The 22,037-nt window shown below is 71.8% G+C and carries 25 protein-coding genes; 15 read left to right on the top strand and 10 right to left on the bottom strand.

Going from position 1 to position 22,037, the window contains the following annotated elements:
- Positions 1–6: 6 nt before the first annotated feature.
- On the bottom strand, positions 7–867 hold the full coding sequence (gene folP / locus ACWV17_RS05060; protein ID WP_455358625.1) for a dihydropteroate synthase: 861 nt from the start codon (positions 865–867) through the stop codon (positions 7–9).
- 101 nt (positions 868–968) lie between these two features.
- Here folP and ACWV17_RS05055 point away from each other — a divergent pair, with 101 nt between their 5' ends.
- The gene (locus ACWV17_RS05055; RefSeq protein ID WP_455358624.1) at positions 969–1,370 is read left to right on the top strand and encodes a hypothetical protein; all 402 of its coding nucleotides are present in this window, start codon (positions 969–971) and stop codon (positions 1,368–1,370) included.
- Positions 1,367–1,948 carry a DNA-3-methyladenine glycosylase I gene (locus tag ACWV17_RS05050; RefSeq protein ID WP_455358623.1) on the top strand — a complete coding sequence of 194 codons (582 nt, stop codon included), beginning with the start codon at positions 1,367–1,369 and terminating at the stop codon, positions 1,946–1,948. The genes ACWV17_RS05055 and ACWV17_RS05050 overlap by 4 nt, the downstream gene beginning before the upstream one ends.
- A 166-nt stretch (positions 1,949–2,114) precedes the next feature.
- Here ACWV17_RS05050 and chcB read toward each other — a convergent pair whose 3' ends face one another.
- Positions 2,115–2,915, bottom strand: coding sequence for a 2-cyclohexenylcarbonyl CoA isomerase (gene chcB / locus ACWV17_RS05045; RefSeq protein ID WP_455352623.1), 801 nt, complete (start codon positions 2,913–2,915; stop codon positions 2,115–2,117).
- 313 nt (positions 2,916–3,228) lie between these two features.
- On the opposite strand from chcB, the gene ACWV17_RS05040 reads away from it, so the two are divergent.
- Positions 3,229–3,396 (top strand): DUF3117 domain-containing protein, encoded by a 168-nt coding sequence (locus ACWV17_RS05040; RefSeq protein WP_003966491.1) that lies wholly within the window; start codon positions 3,229–3,231, stop codon positions 3,394–3,396.
- A 94-nt stretch (positions 3,397–3,490) separates the two neighbouring features.
- Here the strand turns inward: ACWV17_RS05040 and ACWV17_RS05035 are convergent, their stop codons facing one another.
- Positions 3,491–4,189, bottom strand: coding sequence for an O-methyltransferase (locus ACWV17_RS05035; RefSeq protein WP_455352883.1), 699 nt, complete (start codon positions 4,187–4,189; stop codon positions 3,491–3,493).
- Between the two features lie 125 nt (positions 4,190–4,314).
- On the opposite strand from ACWV17_RS05035, the gene sigE reads away from it, so the two are divergent.
- From sigE to ACWV17_RS05010, 5 genes are all read left to right on the top strand, one after another.
- Positions 4,315–5,091, top strand: coding sequence for an RNA polymerase sigma factor SigE (gene sigE, locus ACWV17_RS05030; RefSeq protein ID WP_455352622.1), 777 nt, complete (start codon positions 4,315–4,317; stop codon positions 5,089–5,091).
- Complete coding sequence (locus ACWV17_RS05025; RefSeq protein WP_455358622.1) at positions 5,088–6,008, top strand: zf-HC2 domain-containing protein; 921 nt, start codon at positions 5,088–5,090, stop codon at positions 6,006–6,008. The genes sigE and ACWV17_RS05025 overlap by 4 nt, the downstream gene beginning before the upstream one ends.
- Positions 6,009–6,125: 117 nt before the next feature.
- Positions 6,126–8,018: a trypsin-like peptidase domain-containing protein gene (locus ACWV17_RS05020; RefSeq protein WP_455358621.1), complete on the top strand. Its 1,893-nt coding sequence runs from the start codon at positions 6,126–6,128 to the stop codon at positions 8,016–8,018.
- Positions 8,019–8,143: 125 nt separating this feature from the next.
- The gene (locus ACWV17_RS05015; protein ID WP_455352619.1) at positions 8,144–8,605 is read left to right on the top strand and encodes a sec-independent translocase; all 462 of its coding nucleotides are present in this window, start codon (positions 8,144–8,146) and stop codon (positions 8,603–8,605) included.
- A gap of 117 nt (positions 8,606–8,722) precedes the next feature.
- Complete coding sequence (locus tag ACWV17_RS05010) at positions 8,723–9,385, top strand: hypothetical protein (protein WP_455352618.1); 663 nt, start codon at positions 8,723–8,725, stop codon at positions 9,383–9,385.
- Between the two features lie 71 nt (positions 9,386–9,456).
- Here ACWV17_RS05010 and ACWV17_RS05005 read toward each other — a convergent pair whose 3' ends face one another.
- The 3 genes from ACWV17_RS05005 to ACWV17_RS04995 form a co-directional block, all read right to left on the bottom strand.
- Entirely contained in the window at positions 9,457–10,614 is a 1,158-nt protein-coding gene (locus tag ACWV17_RS05005; protein WP_455352617.1) for an Mrp/NBP35 family ATP-binding protein, read from the bottom strand.
- A 42-nt stretch (positions 10,615–10,656) separates the two neighbouring features.
- Positions 10,657–11,163: a DUF1003 domain-containing protein gene (locus tag ACWV17_RS05000; RefSeq protein ID WP_455352882.1), complete on the bottom strand. Its 507-nt coding sequence runs from the start codon at positions 11,161–11,163 to the stop codon at positions 10,657–10,659.
- Between the two features lie 91 nt (positions 11,164–11,254).
- Positions 11,255–12,526: a magnesium transporter MgtE N-terminal domain-containing protein gene (locus ACWV17_RS04995; RefSeq protein ID WP_455352616.1), complete on the bottom strand. Its 1,272-nt coding sequence runs from the start codon at positions 12,524–12,526 to the stop codon at positions 11,255–11,257.
- Positions 12,527–12,707: 181 nt separating this feature from the next.
- On the opposite strand from ACWV17_RS04995, the gene ACWV17_RS04990 reads away from it, so the two are divergent.
- Positions 12,708–13,484 carry a hypothetical protein gene (locus ACWV17_RS04990; protein ID WP_455358620.1) on the top strand — a complete coding sequence of 259 codons (777 nt, stop codon included), beginning with the start codon at positions 12,708–12,710 and terminating at the stop codon, positions 13,482–13,484.
- Between the two features lie 28 nt (positions 13,485–13,512).
- On the opposite strand, the gene ACWV17_RS04985 is transcribed toward ACWV17_RS04990, so the two are convergent.
- A complete protein-coding gene (locus ACWV17_RS04985) occupies positions 13,513–14,022 on the bottom strand; it encodes a hypothetical protein (protein ID WP_455358619.1) in 510 nt (169 codons plus the stop codon).
- A 112-nt stretch (positions 14,023–14,134) separates the two neighbouring features.
- Between ACWV17_RS04985 and ACWV17_RS04980 the strand changes: the two genes are divergently transcribed.
- A complete protein-coding gene (locus ACWV17_RS04980; RefSeq protein ID WP_455358618.1) occupies positions 14,135–15,070 on the top strand; it encodes a DMT family transporter in 936 nt (311 codons plus the stop codon).
- On the opposite strand, the gene ACWV17_RS04975 is transcribed toward ACWV17_RS04980, so the two are convergent.
- Positions 15,030–16,145, bottom strand: coding sequence for a magnesium and cobalt transport protein CorA (locus ACWV17_RS04975; protein WP_455352612.1), 1,116 nt, complete (start codon positions 16,143–16,145; stop codon positions 15,030–15,032). The two genes, ACWV17_RS04980 and ACWV17_RS04975, sit on opposite strands and share 41 nt — an antisense overlap.
- 483 nt (positions 16,146–16,628) lie before the next feature.
- On the opposite strand from ACWV17_RS04975, the gene ACWV17_RS04970 reads away from it, so the two are divergent.
- The 4 genes from ACWV17_RS04970 (at position 16,629) to ACWV17_RS04955 (ending at position 19,863) form a co-directional block, all read left to right on the top strand.
- On the top strand, positions 16,629–17,213 hold the full coding sequence (locus ACWV17_RS04970) for a suppressor of fused domain protein (protein ID WP_455358617.1): 585 nt from the start codon (positions 16,629–16,631) through the stop codon (positions 17,211–17,213).
- Positions 17,214–17,315: 102 nt separating this feature from the next.
- Positions 17,316–17,954 carry a DUF6758 family protein gene (locus tag ACWV17_RS04965; RefSeq protein ID WP_455352610.1) on the top strand — a complete coding sequence of 213 codons (639 nt, stop codon included), beginning with the start codon at positions 17,316–17,318 and terminating at the stop codon, positions 17,952–17,954.
- Between the two features lie 221 nt (positions 17,955–18,175).
- Entirely contained in the window at positions 18,176–19,042 is an 867-nt protein-coding gene (locus ACWV17_RS04960) for a PHP domain-containing protein (RefSeq protein WP_455358616.1), read from the top strand.
- Between the two features lie 215 nt (positions 19,043–19,257).
- Positions 19,258–19,863 carry a MarC family protein gene (locus tag ACWV17_RS04955; RefSeq protein ID WP_455352608.1) on the top strand — a complete coding sequence of 202 codons (606 nt, stop codon included), beginning with the start codon at positions 19,258–19,260 and terminating at the stop codon, positions 19,861–19,863.
- Here the strand turns inward: ACWV17_RS04955 and ACWV17_RS04950 are convergent.
- The gene (locus ACWV17_RS04950) at positions 19,838–20,005 is read right to left on the bottom strand and encodes a hypothetical protein (protein ID WP_455352607.1); all 168 of its coding nucleotides are present in this window, start codon (positions 20,003–20,005) and stop codon (positions 19,838–19,840) included. The genes ACWV17_RS04955 and ACWV17_RS04950 overlap by 26 nt on opposite strands.
- 194 nt (positions 20,006–20,199) lie before the next feature.
- On the opposite strand from ACWV17_RS04950, the gene ACWV17_RS04945 reads away from it, so the two are divergent.
- On the top strand, positions 20,200–21,093 hold the full coding sequence (locus ACWV17_RS04945) for an NYN domain-containing protein (RefSeq protein ID WP_455358615.1): 894 nt from the start codon (positions 20,200–20,202) through the stop codon (positions 21,091–21,093).
- Here the strand turns inward: ACWV17_RS04945 and ACWV17_RS04940 are convergent.
- Positions 21,084–21,983, bottom strand: coding sequence for an alpha/beta hydrolase (locus ACWV17_RS04940; protein WP_455358614.1), 900 nt, complete (start codon positions 21,981–21,983; stop codon positions 21,084–21,086). The two genes, ACWV17_RS04945 and ACWV17_RS04940, sit on opposite strands and share 10 nt — an antisense overlap.
- Positions 21,984–22,037 lie beyond the last annotated feature (54 nt).

Here is a 22,037-nt window from a genome sequence, read left to right as displayed (position 1 = left end):
GTGTCCTTATGCCAGTCCCCGGCGGGCCGTCGCCGGGGGCCGGTGGCCCGCGATGGACGCCACCATCTCCAGCACCTGCCGGGTCTCGGCGACCTCGTGCACGCGGTAGACCTGCGCGCCGAGCCAGGCCGACACCGCCGTGGTCGCCAGCGTGCCGATCACGCGCTCCTTGACCGGCTTGTCCAGCGTCTCGCCCACGAAGTCCTTGTTGGACAGCGACACCAGCACCGGCCAGCCCGTCGCCGTCATCTCGCCCAGCCGCCGGGTCGCCTCCAGCGAGTGCCGCGTGTTCTTCCCGAAGTCGTGGCCCGGGTCGATCATGATCGCGTCACGTCTGACGCCCAGCTCGACGGCCCGCTCGGCGAGTCCGACGGTGACCCGCAGGATGTCGGCCATCACGTCGTCGTACGTGGTCCGGTGCGGCCGGGTGCGCGGCTCGGCGCCGCCCGCGTGCGTACAGACCAGGCCGACCCCGTACCGGGCCGCGACCTCGGCCAGTTTCGGGTCGGCGCCGCCCCACGCGTCGTTGAGCAGGTCCGCGCCGGCCTCGCAGACCGCCGCGGCCACGTCGTGGCGCCAGGTGTCGACACTGATGACCACGTCCGGGTACCGCTTGCGTACCTCGGCCACGAAGCCGACCGTCCGGCGCGCCTCCTCCTCGGGGCTCACCTCCTCGCCGGGCCCCGCCTTGACGCCGCCGATGTCGATGACGGCGGCGCCCTCGGACACCGCCCGCTCGACGCGGTCGAGCGCGGGCTCGTCGCGGAAGGTCGCGCCCTGGTCGTAGAAGGAGTCCGGGGTCCGGTTCACGATCGCCATGATCACCGGCTCGTGCGCGTCGAACTCACGCGTGCCCAGCCGCAGCATCCGCAGTTTCCTCCTCGTATCGGTCGGTGCGACCTTAGCTGTCGGACTGTCCGAGGCGCATGGCACGATCGTGACCGGACAGTCTTTGCGCGCGCTGGGAGATGATCGTGTTCTGGTTCTTGCTGATCGCGCTGGTCGTGGTCGTCGCCGCGGTCACGCTCGCCGTCGTGGGCGGCGGGGAGGAGTCGGTGCTGCCCGACGCTCCGCCCGAGCAGATCACCGACCCCCTGCCGGCGACCCGCCCGGTGGCCCGTGCGGACATCGAGGCGCTGCGGCTGCCGGTGACGGCCCGCGGCTACCGGATGGCCGACGTCGACGACGTACTGGGCCGCCTCGGCGCGGAACTGGCCGAGCGGGACGCCCGTATAGCGGAGCTGGAGGCGGCGCTGGCCGGTGCGCGGGCTTCGGCGACCGGCCGCCCCGACCTGTACAAGGGACACGCCGAGGGTCGCGCCGAGGGCGGTTTCGAGGGCGGTTTCCAGGACGACGGGCCGCGGTCATGACGGGTGCCGCCGTGGCCGGTCCGGACGGCGGACTCCGCTGCCCCTGGGCGCTGTCGACCGAGGAGTACGTCGCGTACCACGACGCGGAGTGGGGACGCCCCGTGCACGGGGACGACGAGCTGTACGAGCGGCTCTGCCTGGAGGCGTTCCAGTCCGGACTGTCCTGGCTGACGATCCTGCGGCGCAGGCAGGGCTTCCGGGCCGCGTTCGCCGACTTCAAGATCGCGGCGGTGGCGGCGTTCACCGAGGAGGACGCGGCGCGGCTGCTGGCCGACCCGGGCATCATCCGCAACCGCGCGAAGATCGCGGCCACCCTCGCCAACGCGAAGGTCCTCGCGCAGTGGCAGCCGGGCGAGCTGGACACGCTGATCTGGTCGTACGCCCCGGACCACGCCGCCCGCCCGGCCCCGCGCAGGATCGCGGACGTCCCGGCGGTCACGCCGGAGTCGACGGCGCTGGCGAAGGAGCTGAAGAAGCGCGGAGTCCGGTTCGTCGGCCCGACAACGGCGTACGCCCTGATGCAGGCGTGCGGCCTGGTGGACGACCACTTGTCGGACTGCGTGTCCCGAGGCAACTGACCGAGAGGCCGCCCCCGGCGGGCCGGGGGTTCTCCCAGTCCGGACGGGGTCGGCGGGAGGGCGACAGTATGGCCAGGCCGGGCGGCCCGGTGTTGCGGCGCACGGCCGCGCCCGCGTCCGCCGGCGGACGCGGACGGGGGCGGGCCCCCGCCCCGGGGCACGGACCCTAGCGGCCCAGGTACTTGGGCTTCGTCTTGTCCAGGAATGCCTGGACCGCGATTGTGTGGTCCTCCGACGCGCCCGCCCGGGTCTGGAGCTCGTCCTCCTTGTCGAGGGCCTCGGTGAGCGAGTGGCCCGCCCCGTACGCCAGCGACTCCTTGATCGCCGCGTACGCCGCTGTGGGGCCCTCGGCCAGGGTGCGGGCCACTGCCGCCGCCTCCGTGGCCAGGTCCGCCGCCGGGACGAGCTTGTTGGCGATGCCCAGCTCGTACGCCTGCTGCGCGGAGATCGAGCGCGGGAAGAGGAGCAGGTCCGCGGCCCGGCTCTGGCCGATCAGCCGGGGCAGGGTCCAGGACACGCCCGAGTCGGCGGTGAGGGCGACCCCCGCGAAGGACGTGTTGAAGCCGGCGGTGTCGGCCACGACCCGGTAGTCCGCGGCCAGGGCGAAACCGAAGCCCGCACCGGCGGCGACGCCGTTCACCCCGGCGACCACGGGCTTGGGCATCTGCGTGAGCGCACGCACGATGGGGTTGTAGTGCTCGCGCACGGTGTTCATCGTGTTGCCGCTGCCCGATTCGCGGTCCGCCGCCAGCGAGCCGATGTGCTCCTTGAGGTCCTGTCCCACGCAGAACGCCCGGCCGGTCGCCGTCAGCAGTACGGCCCGTACGGCCGCGTCGGCCGCGGCGGCCTGAAGGGAGTCCCGCAGCGCGACCTTCGCCTCGGTGTTCATTGCGTTCATGGCCTCGGGACGATTGATCGTGATCGTCGCGAGGCCGTCGGTCACTTCGTAGAGCACGGTGTCGGCCATGGCAGGGGTCCCCTCCGTCGCGGCTCGGCCAGCGGGTACTGACCAGTACAGGGCCAGCATGGCGGAGATCGCGGACGCCGGACATGTGACCTGCGTCAAAGAAAGAAGCACCGCCCAGCCGGGCACGGCGGCGAAGTATCGCAGGCGGATCGCCGAAATGAGTGGTTTTGCTCAAGCGCGTTGCGCAAGCGATGCAGACCGATGTTGGTCATCGGGTCCTGCGATGCGGGATAATGACCTGGAAGCAACGTGTTCGATGCCGGTGACACCTGGGTTGTCGGCCGATGAGCTGGTTTCAGGAAGGGGAACGAGCATGGCGGCCATGAAGCCGCGGACGGGCGACGGCCCGCTCGAGGTGACCAAGGAGGGGCGGGGCATCGTCATGCGCGTTCCGCTCGAAGGCGGCGGTCGACTTGTCGTCGAGCTGACTCCGGACGAGGCCGACGCACTCGGCGACGCCCTGAAGAAGGTCGTCGGCTGACGCGCAGGCACCAACAGAGTTCTCCACTGCCCCGGCGGCTGACGCTGCCGGGGCAGTGGTGTGTCCGGGGACGGGGAGTGGGGGGAGGGAGCCGTCAGCGGCGGACGGCGCACAGCAGGCCGTCGCCGACGGGCAGCAGCGCGGGCAGCAGTTCCTGGCTCTCGCGGACCGCCCGCAGCAGCTCGCGCAGCCGTACGACCTCGGACGGCTGAGCCGCCGAATCGACCGTGCGGCCGTCCGCGAAGACGCCCTCGAAGCAGACCAGACCCCCAGGTCGGAGCAGGCGCAACGATTCAGCGAGATAGTCCAGGCACTCCGTCCGGTCACCGTCGCAGAAGACGAGGTCGTACCCGCCGTCGGCGAGGCGGGGGAGTACGTCGAGGGCGCGTCCCGGGATGAAGCGCGCGCGGTTCCCGGCGAAGCCGGCCGCGCGGAAGGCCTGGCGCGCGAACTGCTGGCGCTCGGGTTCCAGGTCGACCGTGGTCAGTACCCCGTCGGGACGCATGCCGTGCAGCAGGTGGATACCGGAGACGCCGGTGCCGGTGCCGATCTCGGCCACCGCCTTGGCGTCCGTGGTGGCAGCGAGCAGGGCCAGCGCGGCGCCGGTGCCGGGGGATACCGAACGCAGGCCTGCTTCCCGGGCCCGCTCCCGGGCCCAGCGCAGCGCGTCGTCCTCGGCGACAAAGGCGTCGGCGAACGCCCAGCTCGTCTGCCGGTTGCCGGTAATGACCGTCTCCTGTCCCCGTAGTAGCGCAACGGTGACTGTATCCGCTGCCCACGGGAACCCGCAGATGGGACCGGGCGTTATGAAGGGGCGAGGGGGATTCGATGGGTCGAGCCGATCGAGCAGGTCAGGAATCAGCGCGCGGTCAAAATTCGCGCAAACAAGCTTATCCGGAGCTAACGGGGCAGGTGGCTATGGTAGGGGCTCCACTGGACACCACCAGAGCCGATAGGGGAGGTGCGGCTGCGCCTGTGGATCGGGGAGGAGTGCTGAAGCGCTTTCTCAGGTCGTCGGGTGAGCCGAAATCCGTGACCGACATTGCTGACCGTTCTCTCCCAGACTCCGCACCCACCGCGACCTTCGCCGCCGATGCGGAATCGCAGGCGTGGACGCCTCCCTCGTGGGAGGACATCGTCAGCACGCACAGTGCCCGGGTCTACCGCCTCGCCTATCGCCTGACCGGCAATCAGCACGATGCCGAGGACCTCACGCAGGAGGTCTTCGTCCGGGTGTTCCGGTCGCTGTCGACGTACACGCCGGGCACCTTCGAGGGCTGGCTGCACCGCATCACCACCAACCTCTTCCTGGACATGGTGCGCCGCAAGCAGCGCATCCGCTTCGACGCGCTCGGCGACGACGCCGCGGAGCGGCTGCCGAGCCGCGAGCCGAACCCCCAGCAGGTGCTGCACGACACGCACTTCGACGCGGACGTGCAGCAGGCGCTGGACACCCTCGCGCCCGAGTTCCGCGCCGCGGTGGTGCTCTGCGACATCGAAGGCCTTTCGTACGAGGAGATCGCCGCCACCCTCGGCGTCAAGCTCGGCACCGTGCGCAGCCGGATCCACCGTGGCCGCTCGCACCTGCGCAAGGCCCTGCAGCACCGCTCGCCCGAGGCCCGCGCCGAGCAGCGCGCACTGGCGGGAGTGGCTCTGGGCAGCCCCGTGCCGCTGGGAGAGGGCGGAGCGGCGTGAGTGGAACCAGTCCGACACCCGCCGAACAGCACCTGGGAGACCGGCTCGCCGCCCTGGTGGACGGTGAGCTGGGCCATGACGCGCGCGAGCGGGTCCTCGCCCATCTGGCGACGTGTACGAAGTGCAAGGCCGAGGCCGACGCCCAGCGCCGGCTGAAGACCCTGTTCGTGGAGACCGCACCCCCACCCCCCTCCGAAGGACTCCTCGCGCGCCTTCAGGGGCTTCCCGGGGGAGGCGAGGACGACGGGCGTGGCGGACCGTTCGGCAGCGGAGCCTTCGGTAACGGAGTCTTCGGAGTGCGCTCCGAATCCCCGGGTTCCCTCGGCCCTGTCGGCTATGTGCCGGGTGGCAGCCATGCCACGGTGCTGCCGGAGCGCGGCTTCCGTTTCCATGACGTCGGCGGCCGCGAGGCGGACCGGCAGGCTTGGCGCGGGCGCAGGTTCGCGTTCGCCGCGGCCGGTGCGGTCTCGCTCGCGGCGATCGCGCTCGGCGGCTCCCTGCCGCTGGACGCGAAGGTGCAGCCCAGCGCCCGCGGTGAGGGCGGTGCCCAGGTCACGCCGCTGCGTGCGACGGCGACGCCGTCCGCGTCTCGCGGAACCACCGGCCCGGTCCGCCGCCAGGGCGGGGCGGCCGGACTCCAGGACATGTCGGCGGCGGGCGAGATCGGACCTCTTGCCTCCACCGTTTCGCCGGCGGTCATGGCCCCGGTCGTCGCACCTGTTGCGTACCCCACGGGCCCCGGTCCCGTCACGCCGCTGGCGCCGCCGTTCGCGGCCGCGGTGACCGGTGCGACGGGAGCCCCGCTGATACGTCCGGTTGACCAGACCGCTCCCGCGACGGCCCAGACCCCGGTGGCACCCGCCGCACCGACGCGGCTCTCCGCGCATCCGGGTCTGCAGATGTACACAGGACGCTGACCAGGCCCCTGCGCACGGTTTGCCAAACCTGGTTGAATCCCCGGGACGGGTGTTCGCCGGCCTATCCGGACCGGGCACGCGGATTCGACGCGGATACCAGGACGTTGCGGGGAGAACATGGACGAGGGCAAGCCCACCGGGCCCAAGGCGAAGTGGTGGAGCCGACCCCGCCCGGAAGGCTCCCCGCCAGAGCCCCTGCCGACCGAACCGGCGCCCCCGGCCCCGGTCCCGGCCGAGGCGGTCCCTCAAGGTGCGGACGCTGCGGACTACGCGGACAGCGCGGACGCTGCGGACCACGCGGGCGGCGCGGACGCTGCGGACCACGCGGGCGGCGCGGACGGTGCGGGGGCCGACGGCGCCGAGCGGACGGACGAGCTGGCAGCGAGCACCGCGGGCCGCCCGGCCGTCGACGAGCAGCCGCAGCGCATGGGGCAGGGGCAGTCGGCGCCTGCCGACGCAACCTCGCCGGGGCAGCAGGTGCCCGGGGGCGGGCTTCCGCGGCAGCCAGGCCCGACAGGCGCCGCCGTGCCGGGGCAGGCCGGGCCGGTGGACGCCCAGCCCGTGGACGGCCTGCCGGGGGACGCTGTCACCGCGGAGCTGCCGTCCGTTGATGACGGCGCGGCGGATCCCGCTCCCCGGCCGCAGCCCCTGCATGCCCCCGATCCCTACGGCACCCCGCCCTATGGCGGCCCGGGGCCCTGGGCGCCCGCGCCTCCCGTACAGCGTCCGGTGCCGACGCCCGCGCACGGCACCCCGCTGCCCCCGCCGGTCTTCAGCCCGCTCCCGCACCCGGCTCAGCCGCAGCCACAACCGCAGCCGCACGCGCCGTGGGGCCAGTACGACCCGTGGGGCGCGCCCCTGCAACTGGCCGACGGCGGCGAGCCGGCCGGGGGCCGGGAGAAGCCCCGCCGCGGCGCCCTATTCGTCGGCGCGCTGCTGCTGGCGCTCGTCGCCGGCGGTATCGGCGGCGGCATCGGCGCGTACGTCGAGCGCAACGGCGGCGTCACCACCGTCGATCTGCCGCAGGCCGGCCCGGAGAGCGGGGACCGCGCGCCCGACAGCGTCGCCGGCATCGCCGCCAGCGCCCTGCCGAGCGTGGTCACGCTCCACGTCCAGGGCGGCGAGTCGCAGGGCACCGGCACCGGCTTCGTCCTGGACGGCCGGGGCCACATCCTGACCAACAACCACGTGGTGGAGGCCGCGTCCTCCTCCGGCGGGATAACGGTCACCTTCAGCGGCGGCGAGACCGCCGAGGCCGAGATCGTCGGCCGGGACAGCGGGTACGACCTGGCGGTCGTCAAGGTCACCGGTGTCAACGGCCTCAAGCCGCTGCCCCTGGGCAACTCCGACAGCGTGCGGGTCGGTGACCCGGTCGTGGCCATCGGCGCCCCCTTCGACCTGTCGAACACCGTCACCTCCGGCATCATCAGCGCCAAGGAACGGCCCATCACCGCGGGCGGCGAGAAGGGCGACGGCAGCGACATCAGCTATGTCGACGCCCTGCAGACCGACGCCCCCATCAACCCCGGCAACTCGGGCGGCCCGCTGGTCGACTCCAAGGCCCGCGTGATCGGCATCAACAGCGCGATCAGGGCCGCCGACAACGGATCGGACCTCGCGGACGGCCAGGCCGGCAGCATCGGCCTCGGCTTCGCCATCCCCATCAACCAGGGCAAGCGCGTCGCCGAGGAGCTGATCAGCACCGGCAAGGCCACCCACCCGGTCATCGGCGTCACGCTGGACATGCAGTACACGGGCGACGGCGCCCGCGTCGCTACGAAGAACAACGACGGCAAGCCGCCGGTCACCGTGGGCGGCCCCGCCGACAAGGCCGGTATCGAGCCGCGCGACGTCATCACCAAGGTCGACGGCCAGCGGGTGCACAGCGGCGAGGAGCTCATCGTCAAGATCCGCGCCCACCGCCCCGGCGACCGGCTGGAGCTGACCGTGGTCAGGGACGGCCGGGAGCGGACGCTCGGGGTCGTCCTCGGTTCCGCGGACGGCACGTGACGGTCACGTGGAGGTACCGCCCGGACAGCTGCGGCGGGTACCGTGGACCGGGCCCGGACCTGTCTCTCTTCCGGCGTGGAGACCTGGACCGACCTGCGGGACGCGGAAATCCAAGGAGCAGCTAGGTGTTCAATGACATAGGCGCCCTCGAGCTGGTGACGCTCGTGGTCCTTGCCGTGCTCGTTTTCGGCCCCGACAAGCTGCCCAAGGTCATCCAGGACGTCTCCGGCCTCATCCGCAAGATCCGGGACTTCTCGGAGAGCGCGAAGCACGACATCCGCTCCGAACTCGGCCCGGATTTCAAGGACTTCGAGTTCGAGGACCTCAACCCCAAGACGTTCGTCCGCAAGCAGCTGATGGACAACGACGACCTGGGGCTGAAGGAGATCCGCAACGGCTTCGACCTCCGGAAGGAAATGGCCGAGGTCTCGGACGCCGTCCAGGGCAAGGACTCCGAGGCGGCCGCCGGAGCCGCGCCGAACGGCTCGGCTCCGGGCCCCGTGGCCGGCGGTGGCGCCGACCTGCTGAAGAAGCCGGCGCAACCCGCCCCCGCCGACCGTCCGCCCTTCGACGCCGACGCCACCTGAGTCACATCTTCCCGTTGTGCCGGAGTGGGATGGCTATCCTCCATCTGTCCGGAACGAGGACGCCCGAGGGGGGCGGGCCGCTCCGGACCCTAGGGATCGAGGAGGCGGCCGGAACAGATGGAGACGACGAGTCGGGTAGGGACACAAGCGCAGGGAACGCCCGGTGCGGGAGGGGTGCCGGCGGCCCGGCGTACGGTCGGCGGCTATCTGGCGGCGGGCTTCCCCTGGTACGGACTGGACGAGGCGTTCACCGGCCCGCGCTGGCTGATGCAGGTCGGGACCGCCGCGGACGGCACGGTCGAACACGGTTCCATCGGTCACGGCGACGAGCCGTCGGTCCGCCCCGACGCGGGCGAGGACAAGGACAAGGACCGCTTCGCGGTCGTCGTGACCGTCGCGAGCAACCCGCTCAGACGCAGCGCCGACGGCACGGGCGTGCTGGAGGCCACCTCGGTCTCCTCCGCGGCCTGGCTGGCCGGCTCCGGTCTGCTCGCTTTCACCTGGCCGGCGCAGATGGACCACTCGCTGCGCGACGACTGGCTGGACCAGCAGACCGAGACCGCCTGGGAGCTGGCGGACGACCTCGGCGGACCGGACTGGTCGTCGCTGTCGCTGCCGGTGGACGGCGTGCCCACGCCCTTCCACTACCGCGAGTCCGAGTTCGGCTGGGTACTGGCGGGCTCGGCGGCCGGAGGGGTGCACATCGGGGCCTACGGGCGCGGGATGAGCGCGTACGGGCTGGGCTTCTCGGTGGTCAAGGACATCACCGCGTACGAGTAACCGCGTACGAGTAGCGGATACGTGAGGAGGGGCGGCACCCGCCCGCCGGGTGCCGCCCCTCCTCACGTACGTCAGAACTTGTTGCGCGGGGTGATTCCCAGCGACATGCCCGACAGGCCGCGCTGCCGGCCGCCCAGCTTGCCCGCGATCGCGCGCAGCGCGCTGCCCGCCGGCGAGTCCGGGTCGGTGATCACGACGGGCTTGCCCTCGTCGCCGCCCTCCCGCAGCCGTACGTCGATCGGGATGGAGCCGAGCACCGGCACGGTCGCGCCGGTCGTCCGCGTCAGGCCGTCGGCGACCGACTGGCCGCCGCCCGTGCCGAACACGTCGACCATCTCGTCGCAGTGCGGGCAGGGCAGCCCGGACATGTTCTCGACGACACCGACGATCTTCTGGTGGGTCTGTACGGCGATCGAGCCGGCCCGCTCCGCGACCTCGGCCGCGGCCTGCTGCGGGGTGGTGACGACCAGGATCTCGGCGTTCGGCACCAGCTGCGCCACCGAGATCGCGATGTCACCGGTGCCGGGCGGCAGGTCGAGCAGCAGGACGTCCAGGTCGCCCCAGTACACGTCCGCGAGGAACTGCTGAAGGGCCCGGTGCAGCATCGGGCCGCGCCAGACCACCGGGGCGTTGCCCGGGGTGAACATGCCGATGGAGATCACGCTCACGCCGTGCGCGGACGGCGGCATGATCATGTTCTCGACCTGGGTGGGACGGCCGTCGACTCCCAGCATGCGCGGCACGCTGTGGCCGTAGATGTCGGCGTCCACGACGCCGACCTTCAGCCCGTCCGCCGCCATCGCCGCGGCCAGGTTGACGGTCACCGAGGACTTGCCGACGCCGCCCTTGCCGGACGCCACCGCGTACACCCGGGTAAGCGAGCCCGGCTTGGCGAAGGGCACCTCGCGCTCGGCGGTGCCGCCGCGCAGCGAGGAGGCGAGCTCCTTGCGCTGCTCGTCGCTCATCACGTCGAGGTCGACGGCGACCCGCGTGACGCCGGGCACCCGCGCGACCGCGTCGGTGACGTTCTTGGTGATGGTCTCGCGCATCGGGCAGCCGGAGACCGTGAGATACACGGTGACGGCAACCGATCCGTCCGTCCCGATCTCCACCGATTTGACCATGCCGAGGTCAGTGATCGGCTTGTGGATCTCGGGGTCGTTCACCGTCGCCAGCGCGTCGCGCACCGCGTCTTCCGCGGGGACGGTTGTGGGAGTGTCGGTAGCCATGCCCTGATGGTACGGCGCCCGGTCCCGCCGCCGGAAAGCCTGTCAGCGGTCGCCTTCGTCACTCTCGGACGGGAATAGCCGCCGGTCGTCCAGTTCCTTGATCAGGTCCTGGAACTCGGAGCGGATCCAGTCCCGGGTCGCGACCTCGCCCAGCCCCATCCGCAGCGCGGCGATCTCGCGGGTCAGGTACTCGGTGTCGGCGATGCTGCGCTCGTTCTGCTTGCGGTCCTGTTCGAGGTTGACGCGGTCCCGGTCGTCCTGGCGGTTCTGCGCGAGCAGGATGAGCGGCGCCGCGTACGAGGCCTGAAGCGACAGCGCCAGGGTCAGGAAGATGAACGGGAACTCGTCGAAGCGCAGATGACCGGGCGCCGAGACGTTCCAGATCACCCACGCGATGATGGCCAGCGTCATCCAGACGATGAAGCGGCCGGTGCCCAGGAGCCGCGCGATCCGCTCCGAGAGGCGGCCGAAGGACTCGGGGTCGTACTCGGGCCACAGGCGGCGGCGCGGCGCGCGCGGCTGGTCGAGCCGCGCACGGGGGGCGCGCATCAGCGCACTGGCGCCGGTCGGCCGCGTGCGCTCCCTCGCCTCGCCCTTCTCTCCGCGTTCGACGAGCCCGTGCTCGCGGCCGCGGTCGCGGTCACCGGCCACGGGAGGCCTCCTCCGGGTGGAGCTCGGTCTCCCGCCAGTCGTCGGGCAGCAGGTGGTCCAGTACGTCGTCGACGGTCACCGCACCGAGCAGCGAGCCGCGATCGTCCACCACCGGGGCGGCGACCATGTTGTACGCGGCGAGGTAGCTGGTCACGGTCGGCAGCGGGGTGTCCGGCGACAGCGGCGGCAGATCGGTGTCCACGATCGAGCTGACCAGGGTGAACGGCGGGTCGCGCAGCAGCCGTTGGAAGTGCACCGTGCCCAGGTACTTGCCGGTCGGTGTCTCGTCCGGCGGCCGGCACACGTACACCTGGGCGGCCAGCGCCGGTGACAGGTCCCGCTGCCGTACCCGGGCGAGCGCGTCCGCGACGGTCGCGTCCGGCCGCAGCACGATCGGCTCGGTCGTCATCAGGCCGCCGGCCGTCCGCTCCTCGTACGACAGCAGCCGGCGTACGTCCGCCGCGTCGTCCGGCTGCATGAGGGCCAGCAGCCGTTCCTTCTCCTCCTCGGGCAGCTCGGAGAGCAGGTCCGCCGCGTCGTCCGGGTCCATCGCCTCCAGGACGTCGGCCGCGCGCTCCTCCTTCAGTTTCCCGAGGATCTCGATCTGGTCGTCGTCCGGCAGCTCTTCGAGGACGTCCGCGAGCCGGTCGTCGTCCAGTGCGGCGGCCACCTCGGCGCGGCGCTTGGGCGAGAGGTGGTGCAGGACGTTCGCCAGGTCGGCGGGGCGCAGTTGCTCGAAGGTGGCCAGCAGGCTCTCCGCGCCCTGTCCGTGCTCCTCCAGCGAGAACCCGGTGACCGCCGACCACTCGACGGTCAGCGCCTCGCCCTTGCGGCGCAGGGCGCCGCCCTTGCCCTTGCGTACGAAGATCTTGTCGATCTCCCAGTCGCGGCGGGCCGGCAGCTGCTGGATCGCGACGTCGAGCACCGTGACGTCCTCGCCGGTGGCGACGAGGCGCACCCGGCGGTCGAGCAGCTCGCCGAGGATCAGCCGTTCGGTGGGGCGCTGCTCGAAGCGCCGCATGTTCACCACGCCGGTGGTGATGACCTGGCCCGATTCGACGCCGGTCACCCGGGTCATGGGCAGGAAGATCCGGCGGCGGCTGACGACTTCGACGACCAGTCCGAGCAGCCGGGGCGGACGTCCCCCGACGCGCAGCATCGCGACCAGGTCGCGGACCCGGCCGACCTGGTCACCGTTGGGGTCGAAGACCGCGACACCGGAGAGGTGGGAGACGAAGATCCGGGGGGCGCCTGCTGCCATGCCGAGCGCCTCCTTTGGTGCGGTTTGCTGCATTTACCTGCTGATACGGGGTTCAGGCTAGCCCGTGCCGGTCCGGGCCGCGCCTGCTCGGCGTCCGGACGGCTGCCTTCCTGTTGGCCCGGAAGGCACAGGTACGCTGCCGTCTGCTGTACAGGACACCCGCATGAGAGGCAGTGCGCTTGTGACCGTTTTCCCCCCGGCCGCCCGGAGCCGCCGGGCCGCACTGGTCGCCGCGGTGTGTGCGGGGCTGGCCATGGCGAGCTCGGGGTGCGGCGGCGAGGATCCCGACGCGGGGACCAACGGGGTGGGCAAGCTGTCCGCCGAGAAGATCGAGGACCGGGCGCAGAAGGCCGTCGACGGGGCGGACGCGGTGCGGCTGTCCGGCACGGTGATCAGCAAGGGCCGCACGTACAAGCTGGACATGCGGCTGAAGGGCGACGGCGGCACCGGGATCGTCACCTCGAAGGACATGAACTTCCAGCTGCTGCGGGTGGGGGAGCAGCTCTACCTGAAGGCGGACGCGGCGTTCTGGTCCCACGACTCCGACTCGCACGACTCCGACTCCGACGGGGGGGCGAAGCCGTCCGACTCGACCGCCGCCGACAAGCTCGACGACAAGTACGTGAAGGTGCCGGAGGGCGATCCCGCGTACAAACAGCTGCGCGGCTTCACCGAGATGGACGTCCTGCTGGACGGCCTCCTCGGGCTGCACGGCAAGCTGGAGAAGGGCGAGCGGTCCAAGGTCGGCGGCATCCGCACGATCCAGGTCACGGCCGACCAGGGCAGGGGCGGCAAGCTCCAGGTGTCGCTGCAGGGCACGCCGTACCCGCTGCGGATGGAGCGCGCGGGCGGCGCGGGCGTCGTGGAACTGGCGGACTGGAACAAGCAGTTCGCGCTCACCGCGCCCGGCAAGGACGAGACGGTCGACTACGGCCGCCAGCTCCCGACGGGCGACTAGCAGGCCCTGTCCGGCCGGACAGGCCTAGCTAGCTCTTGCTCCTGCGCTTGAACAGTAGCCTGTGCAGGCCGGCCGGGATCGGGCGGCGCGTTGTCGCGGACGTCGGCAGCGGTACGGCCGACAGCGGTCCCTGCGGCAGCTCGGTCCGCGCGTCCTGCGGCTCCAGCCGCAGCACCCGGCACTCCCGGGCCCAGCGCTCGGTGACCTGCTCGGCGTCGGGCGCGTTCAGACGCTTGCCCTTCAGCTCGGCAGTGGCCGCCTCCCACGCCTCGGACCCCGGCGCCAGCTCGACCACGCCGGCCCGCCAGGCGACGAGCCGCCCGCCCTTGTCCTTGCTGCGTACGGTGACCTCGGCGACCGCACCGTCGACGAGCCCCGGGAACGGCTGCTCGCCCGGCCCGTCCCCGACGATGTGCGCGGCGCCGTCGTGCCACACGTGCCACAGCGCCCGGGCGGGCCCGGTGCCCTGTACCCAGATGAGGCCGGACTTCTTGGTGGCCTCCTCGACGAGGGCCTGATCGAGCAACGTCAACGTCATGCGCCCACCATAGGACGCCACCGTCGGACCACGTTCCCCACCCACCCGCCCCGACCGGCGCCGCTGATGGGGTGACAGTTCCATAAAGCGGAGACGCGCCTTACTCTGGGGCGTGCCTTCCGCTACCGCCGCCCGCGCCGTCCCTCCCGTCCACGGGATACCCGGCGCGCCCCGTACCGACTTCCTGCTGCTCGGCGTCGCGCTCGCCGGGGTGTCGCTCTCCGCGCCGCTCATCGCGGCCACCGCCGCGCCCGCCCTCGCGATCGCCTTCTGGCGCAACGCCATGGCCGTCGGCGCGCTGGCACCCGTCGCGCTGCTCCGGCACCGCGCCGAGTTGCGCGGTATGGGACGCCGCGCCGCCCTCCTCGCCGTCGCCGCCGGCCTGATGCTCGCGCTGCACTTCGCCCTCTGGCTGCCGAGCCTGCGGATGACCTCCGTCGCCTCCTCCACCGCGCTGTGCACGACCACGCCGATCTGGACGACGCTGCTGATGCGGATGCGCGGCCACCGGTCGCCCGGCCTGGTCTGGGCCGGTACGGCCGTGGCGTTCGCCGGGGTGGTCATCCTGACCGGCGTCGACCTCACGCTCTCCCCCCGCGCCCTCGCGGGCGACGCGCTCGCGCTCGGCGGCGGTATCGCGGCCGCCGGTTACGTCCTGCTCGGCGCCGAGGTGCGGCGCACGGTGAGCACCACCTCGTACACCCTCGTCTGCTACACGACGACCGCCGTCGTGCTGCTCGCCGCCTGCCTGCTCTCCGGCGCGGAACTCGGCGGGTACAGCGCGACCACCTGGGCCCAGCTCGCCGCGCTCACCGTCGCCGCCCAGCTGATCGGCCACTCACTGCTCAACCGGGTCGTCAGCACCCTCGGCCCGTCCGTCACCTCCACCGCGATCCTGCTGGAGACGCCCGGCGCGGCCCTGATCGCCGCGCTCTGGCTGGGACAGGTGCCGCCGCTCGCCGCCTACCCGGCGCTGCTGGTGATCCTGGCCGGTCTCGCCCTGGTGATCAGAGCCAGCCGTTCCGGCGCAGCGCCCGGTGGATCGTGAAACAGATACCGACGATCACGCCCATCACCAGCGGATAGCCGAACCGCCATTCCAGCTCGGGCATGTGCTTGAAGTTCATGCCGTACACACCGCAGATCATGGTCGGTACGGCGATGATCGCCGCCCAGGAGGTGATCTTGCGCATGTCCTCGTTCTGCGCGACCGTCGCCTGCGCCAGGTTCGCCTGGAGGATCGAGTTCAGCAGCTCGTCGAAGCCGACGACCTGCTCCTGCACCCGGACCAGGTGGTCGGCCACGTCGCGGAAGTACTTCTGGATGTCCGGGTCCACCAGCCGCATCGGCCGCTCACTGAGCAGCTGCATCGGCCGCAGCAGCGGCGAGACGGCCCGCTTGAACTCCATGACCTCGCGCTTGAGCTGGTAGATCCGCCCGGCGTCGGTACCGCGCGGGCTGCCCTTCGCCGGCGGCGCGAAGACCGCGCTCTCGACCTCGTCGATGTCGTCCTGCACGGCCGCCGCGACCGCGATGTACCCGTCGACGACATGGTCGGCGATGGAGTGCAGCACGGCGGACGGCCCTTTGGCCAGCAGCTCGGGGTCCTCCTGAAGCCGGTGCCGCAGCGCACGCAACGACCCCTGGCCGCCGTGCCGCACGGTGATGACGAAGTCCCGGCCCGTGAAGCACATCACCTCGCCGGTCTCCACCACCTCGCTGGTGGCGGTGAGTTCGGCGTGGTCGACGTAGTGGATCGTCTTGAAGACGGTGAAGAGCGTGTCGTCGTACCGCTCCAGCTTCGGCCGCTGGTGCGCGTGCACCGCGTCCTCGACGGCCAGCGGGTGCAGCCCGAACTCCGCCGCGATACCCGCGAATTCGGCTTCCGTCGGCTCGTGCAGCCCGATCCAGGCGAAGCCGCCCTCCTCGCGCACCTGAAGCATCGCCTCGCGCGGCGTACGGCAGGACTCCTCCTTCACCCGGCGGCCGTCCCGGTACACCGCGCAGTCGACGACCGCGCTGGACGCGGACGGGTCGCGGGTGGTGTCGTAACCGCTGTACGGGGTACTGCTCTTGCGCAGCGACGGACGAACAGCTGCACGCAGGTCACGGATCATCGACATGGCGGGCTCCTTCGCGGAGGGGCCGTCGAGGCGACGCCGGCACTGCCCGGAATGGAGACGTACGGCGGCTCGGCCGGTACGTCAGCAAAGCGGGCGGCACCGCACGGTCGCGGTAACGGCGTTCGCTACAGACACGGATCAGGCAAAGCGAAGTGCTCTTCCGTCGTGCGACATGCCATGAGCCCCGTACGTTTCAGTCGTCGCTGACTGGGGTACAGGAGGCGATCAGATCGCGAGCAACGCGAGGAAGGTGTCCCCTGCGGAAGAGCGGCTAGTACTGCACGGTCGACTTCGATCCACCGCAGCCCCACCTCCTCCGGCCGGTCCCCCGTGGGGGATGACGTCTGCCGGGGCTGGAAAGACACGCTTGGCGTGCTGCCCCGACCAGCGGCCAAGACTATCAGCCGACAGATGGTCAAGGCCCCGTTCTCTGATGGTCCGGCAGTTTCCGTACGCGTTCTGTACGCCTTCTATGCTCGGGGCATGGCAGATGTTCTTGCGCTGGTCGAGGCCCGGCTGCGTACGGCCCTGGGTGAACCGGACGCGCGCGCCGCGGTGACCTTCCTGGGTACCGACCGGATCGAGGTGCTGCGTTTCGTGGACGGCGACGTGCTTCGCTACGCGACCCTCGGTATGTCCGCGCACCCCATGACGGACCCCACCGCCGCGCTCGCCGACCCGGTGCGCGGCCCGCGCGCCGAGCTGGTGCTGTCGGTACGCGCCGGCCGCGCCGACACGGACAAGGTGCTGCGCGCGCTCGCCGTGCTCGCCGCGTCGCCGCAGGTCGAGGGCGTGGTGGTGGCGCCGGGCGCCTCCCTGGACGTGGGCGAACCGCTGTGGCCGGGGGCGCCGTTCAGCACGGTCCTGGTGGCGGAGCCGGGCGGCCTGGTCGAGGACGCGGAGCCGGGCGAACCGATGGATCCGGTGCGCTTCCTGCCGCTGCTGCCGATGACGGCGAACGAGGCGGCGTGGAAGCGGGTGCACGGCGCGGGGGCGCTCCAGGAGCGGTGGCTCGCGCGCGGCACGGATCTCCGGGACCCGCTGCGTACGTCCGTACCCCTGGACTGATTCGAACGAACGGGCGGTCGCGGACCCCGATCGAACTGGAGTCGCCTCCGGACGGGTGATCGTCCTTGACGCGGCGTCGGCCGGGGAGGACCGTGGAGCCCTATGAGGGGCGAACCCAGTTGCCCTAAGTGCGGTGGCCGGGTCAGGGCGCCCGGTCTCTTTGCCGACTCCTGGCAGTGCGCTGTCCATGGCACCGTCCACCCGATGCAGCCCGTGATCCCGCCCAGTGTCGAAGCCCTCGGCGTGGTGGTGCACCGGGCCAAGGTGCCGGTGTGGATGCCGTGGCCGCTGCCCGTCGGCTGGCTGTTCACCGGGGTCGCCTGCGCGGGCGACGACCGCAACGGCGGACGCGCCACCGCCGTCGCCTGCTCGGGCCCCGGCCCGCTCGGCGGCATGGGCGAGCTGCTGCTGGTGGCCGAGGAGCTCGGGGTCGGACTCGGCGCGCGGTACGCAGGTATCGACGGCCCGGACCCCGGCGAGTACCTGAGCGTCGACAAGCCGCCGGACGCCAAGGTCGTCGCTGCCGGCCGTCCCACTCCGCTCTGGCACGTCACCGGCACCCCCGACGACCGTGCGGTGTTCGCGGGCGAGGCGCTCGGGCTGTGGCTGTGGGCGATCGTCTGGCCCGAGCAGTCGAGCCTGCTGCTGTACGACGAGCTGGTACTCACGGATCTGCGCGACGCGGGGGCGGAGGTGGACCTGCTGCCGTGCGGCGCGCTGTCGCCGCGGATCCTGGGGTGACGCGCCCGGCACCGGGGGCCCGGCGCTGCCGGGCTCTGCCGTGGGGCGTGGCGGTGGCGTGCGGCCGTGGCGCGTGGTCGTGACGCGAGTCCGTGGCGCGAGTTCGTGACGCATCTCTCGGTACCGCCCGGCGCCTGACGTCGCTGCCGTGACGGACCGGGCCCGGCCGCGCGGTTACCCTGGAGTGTCCCCGGTCCGCCTCGAACCCTGGAGCCTGTGCTGTGCGCATCGACCTGCACACCCACTCCACGGCTTCCGACGGTACGGACACCCCGGCCGAGCTGGTCCGCCACGCGGCCGCCGCCGGGCTCGACGTCGTCGCGCTGACCGACCACGACACGGTCGGCGGTCACGCGGAAGCGATCGCCGCCACGCCCGAGGGGCTCACCCTCGTCACCGGCGCCGAGCTCTCCTGCCGGGTCGACGGTGTGGGGCTGCACATGCTCGCGTACCTCTTCGACCCGGCCGAGCCGGAACTGGCGCGCGAACGCGAACTCGTACGGGACGACCGGGTGCCCCGTGCCCGGACCATGGTCGCCAAGCTCCGGGAACTCGGCGTGCCCGTCACCTGGGAGCAGGTCGCCCGTATCGCGGGCGACGGCTCGGTCGGGCGGCCGCACATCGCCACCGCGCTGGTCGAACTCGGGGTGGTGGCGACCGTCTCGGACGCCTTCACGCCGCAGTGGCTGGCCGACGGCGGACGCGCGTACGCGCAGAAGCACGAACTCGACCCCTTCGAGGCGATCCGCCTGGTCAAGGCGGCCGGCGGGGTCACCGTCTTCGCCCACCCGCTCGCCGTCAAGCGGGGTCAGGTCGTCCCGGAGAGCGCGATAGCCGAACTCGCCTCGGCGGGCCTCGACGGCATCGAGGTCGACCACATGGACCACGACGAGGCGTCGCGCGCCCGGCTGCGCGGCCTCGCCGCCGAGCTCGGGCTGCTCACCACCGGCTCCAGCGACTACCACGGCAGCCGCAAGTCCTGCCGGCTCGGGGAGTACACCACCGACCCCGAGATCTACGGCGAGATCACGCGCCGCGCGACCGGCGCGTTCCCGGTGCCCGGCACGGGCGGACGTCCCCGCCCCTAGGGCCTGTCGTTTGGATCTTGCCGGGCTCGCGGGCCCTGGCACCGCACCTCGCCGCGTTGTCGTCAGTCGCCAGGGCTCCGCCATGGCTCCTTCCTCCGCCTTGCGATGCACGGCACCAGACCCCGCTCCCTGATCCGGCCTGATCCAAACGACAGGCCCTAGTCCGCGCCCGTTCGCCCGTTCTGCTCGACCCCTCTTCCCGCAAGGCCATCACTGTGTTCGACGTTGCCGTTTTCGGATCCCTTTTTCTCACGCTTTTCGTAATTATGGACCCCCCGGGGATCACCCCGATCTTCCTCGCCCTGACCTCCGGGCGGCCTGCCAAGGTGCAGCGCCGGATGGCCTGGCAGGCGGTGGCCGTCGCGTTCGGCGTCATCGCCGTCTTCGGCCTCTGCGGGCAGCAGATCCTCGACTATCTGCACGTGTCCGTGCCCGCGCTGATGATCGCGGGCGGTCTGCTGCTCCTGCTCATCGCGCTCGATCTACTGACTGGCAAGACCGACGAGCCGACCCAGACCAAGGACGTGAACGTCGCGCTCGTTCCGCTCGGGATGCCGCTGCTGGCCGGCCCCGGTGCGATCGTGTCGGTGATCCTGGCCGTGCAGAAGGCGGACGGCGTGGGCGGTCAGCTCTCGGTCTGGGCGGCGATCGTGGCCATGCATGCCGTGCTGTGGCTCACCATGCGCTACTCGCTGGTGATCATCCGCGTGATCAAGGACGGCGGCGTGGTGCTGGTGACACGGCTCGCGGGGATGATGCTGTCCGCGATCGCGGTGCAGCAGATCATCAACGGCGTCACGCAGGTGATCCGGGGGTCGTGAGCGAGTCGGCCGGGCGGATGTAGATGCGCTGGCCGATCGCGGCGGCCTGCCGCACCATCCGGTTGGCGGAGGCGGCGTCGACCACGGTGCTGTCCAGGGCGGTGCCGTCGACGTCGTCGAGGCGCATGATTTCGAAGCGCAAGGCTTCTCCCTTCGTCTGATCCTCCTGCTGGAGAACTGTTGGCGGGCGCGCTCGTTCGCACCCTCCATGTCTCTCCAACAGGATGCCCAGCGCAAACATTCCCTACGCTAAGGAAATTTTTAACGTGTCTAACTACTCACTGGTAGTGGGACGGCTTGTGTTCGCTCCGTGACCACCCGGACAATGGGGGGCGTATGAACGACGAGATCAGCGCCCGGCTGGAGCGCACCAACGAACTCCTCCAGCGGATGCTTGCGGAGGTGGCGAAGACCCCCTCGACGCACGCGATATTCGTCGACGCCGGGTACGTGTACGCGGCGGCCGGGCGGCTGGTCGCCGGGACTGAGGACCGCAGGGCCTTCGACCTCGACGCCGAGGGGCTCATCGAGGCGTTCATCGACAAGGCCCGCACGATCTTCGCGGACAGCCGGCTGCTGCGGGTGTACTGGTACGACGGCGCCCGGCGCCGCATCCACACCGCCGAGCAGCAGTCCATAGCCGAGTTGCCGGACGTGAAGGTGCGGCTCGGCAACCTCAACGCCAACAACCAGCAGAAGGGTGTCGACTCGCTGATCCGGACGGATCTCGAATCGCTCGCCCGGCACCGGGCCATCAGTGACGCCGCGCTCGTCGGCGGTGACGAGGACCTCGTCTCGGCGGTCGAGGCGGCGCAGGGGTACGGCGCGCGCGTCCATCTGTGGGGCATCGAGGCGGTCGACGGGCGCAATCAGGCGGAGCCGCTGCTGTGGGAGGTCGACAGCCAGCGCGCGTTCGACCTCGACTTCTGCAAGCCGTACGTGACGCGGCGTACGGCCGCCGCGTACGACGCCGAGACCGAGGGTCTGCCGCGGCCGTCGCGCGAGGACGTGCGCTTCGTCGGCGCGCAGATCGCCGCGACCTGGCTCGGGGCGCGGGGGCGCGAGTCGCTCGCGGACCTGCTGCCCGGGCATCCGTACCTGCCCGGCTCTGTCGACCAGGACCTCCTGGTGGAGGCGGAGTCACTGCTCCAGTACTCGCTGCGCGGCCACGCGGATCTGCGGCGTGCGCTGCGGGACGGCTTCTGGCAGCACCTGCAAGCTCAGTACTGAGCGTGCTCGGTCCAGAAGCCGGCCAGCGCGGCGGCGGTCGCGGCGGGGCGTTCGGCGTTGGGGGAGTGTTCGGTGCCGTCGATCACGGTGCGGTGGGCGCCGAGGCGTACGGCCATGTCGTCCATCAGGGGGACGGGCCAGGCGTAGTCGACCGCGCCCGAGAGCACGTGCTTCGGCAGTGCGGGCGTCGCCGCGGCCAGTTCGTCGACCCGGTCGGGTTCGTCGATCAGCTGCCGGCCGGTGACGATGAGCTGTTCGGGGACGGTGCCGACGAAGCGGCGGTGCAGGAACTCACGTACGGCGGGCGGGGTGGTGACGTCGGCGGCGTCCTCGCGGTCGTGCTCCTGGATCGCCCGCCAGACGCCCTCCATGTCCAGAACGGTGAGGGCGTCGATGAGCAGCTTCGTGCGGGCCTGCTGCGTCTCGGAGATGGCGGCGGGGCCGGAGCTCACGAGGGTGAGCGAGGCGAAGGGGGTGGGGGCGGCGTCGTGGAGCGCGGCGTCGTGGAGGGCGGCCGCGCGGGCGACGAGTCCGCCGAGTGAATGCCCGAGCAGGTGTACGGGGCCGTCGCCGAGTGCGGCGGCCTGGGCGTGTACGTCTGCGGCCAACTCGCTCTGGGCGTAGGCGAGTTCGTCGTGCGGGCCGCCGCTTTCGTGCTGGCCGCGGCCGTCGACGGCGACGGCCCTGAAGCCGGCGGCGGCGAGCGGTTCGAGCAGCCCGATGAAGTCCTCCTTGCTGCCGGTGAATCCGGGCACGAGCAGCGCGGTGCCGCGGGGCGGGGCCGCGCCGGTGTCCGGGCGCGCGTCGTGCACGGCGAACTCGCCGCGGCTGGTCCGGAGTCGGTACGCGCGGGCGCAGTCGGGCAGCGTGAGGCTGGGCGGCTTGCTCATGCGCCCACGCTAGCGGCCCGCCGGCCCCGGGGGCCCGTTCCCGCCCCCGCCGAG

This window comes from Streptomyces mabaensis (genome assembly GCF_053763515.1).
The sequence above is the reverse complement of the archived record's forward strand: the minus strand, read 5'-3'. Positions and strand labels throughout refer to the sequence as shown.